Raw genomic sequence first — 1,026 nt, forward strand, 5'->3', positions numbered from 1 at the left:
CGCCCGTGGCACCAGTAGCGCCCGTGTCGCCCGTGGCACCAGTAGCACCTGTGTCGCCAGTAGCACCCGTAGCGCCCGTGGCACCCGTGTCGCCCGTAGCCCCTGTAGCGCCAGTAGCGCCCGTGTCGCCCGTGTCGCCCGTGGCACCTGTAGCGCCTGTGTCGCCCGTTGCTCCAGTAGCGCCTGTGTCACCCGTGGCCCCGGTAGCACCTGTGTCGCCAGTAGCCCCCGTAGCGCCCGTGTCGCCCGTAGCACCTGTAGCTCCAGTAGCACCCGTGTCGCCCGTGGCACCCGTGTCGCCCGTGGCACCCGTGTCGCCCGTGGCACCCGTAGCGCCTGTGTCACCAGTAGCTCCAGTAGCGCCTGTGTCGCCCGTTGCTCCAGTAGCGCCTGTGTCACCCGTGGCCCCGGTAGCACCTGTGTCGCCAGTAGCACCCGTAGCGCCCGTGTCGCCCGTGGCACCCGTAGCGCCCGTGTCGCCCGTGGCACCTGTAGCGCCCGTGGCACCTGTAGCGCCCGTGTCGCCTGTAGCGCCCGTGTCGCCTGTAGCACCCGTAGCGCCTGTGTCACCTGTGACTCCAGTAGCGCCTGTGTCGCCCGTAGCACCCGTAGCGCCCGTGTCGCCAGTAGCGCCAGTAGCGCCTGTGTCGCCTGTAGCACCCGTAGCACCCGTAGCACCTGTGTCGCCTGTGGCACCAGTAGCACCTGTGTCGCCTGTAGCACCCGTAGCGCCTGTGTCGCCTGTGGCTCCAGTAGCCCCGGTATCACCCGTGTCGCCAGTAGCACCCGTAGCGCCTGTGTCGCCCGTGGCACCTGTAGCTCCAGTAGCGCCCGTGTCGCCTGTGGCACCAGTAGCACCTGTGTCGCCAGTAGCCCCCGTAGCGCCCGTGTCGCCAGTAGCCCCCGTAGCCCCCGTGTCGCCCGTGGCCCCAGTAGCGCCCGTGTCGCCCGTGGCACCTGTAGCGCCTGTAGCCCCTGTAGCGCCAGTAGCGCCCGTGTCGCCCGTGTCGCCCGTGGCACCCGTAG

Annotated in this window: 1 protein-coding gene; it reads right to left on the reverse strand. The window is 69.9% G+C overall.

Translation table 11 applies throughout. The features are described from left to right. A partial coding sequence (locus ACY1JZ_RS25970) for a hypothetical protein (RefSeq protein WP_462631670.1) occupies positions 1-1,026 on the reverse strand: 1,026 nt, incomplete at both ends.

This window comes from Paenibacillus sp. J5, from assembly GCF_054955055.1.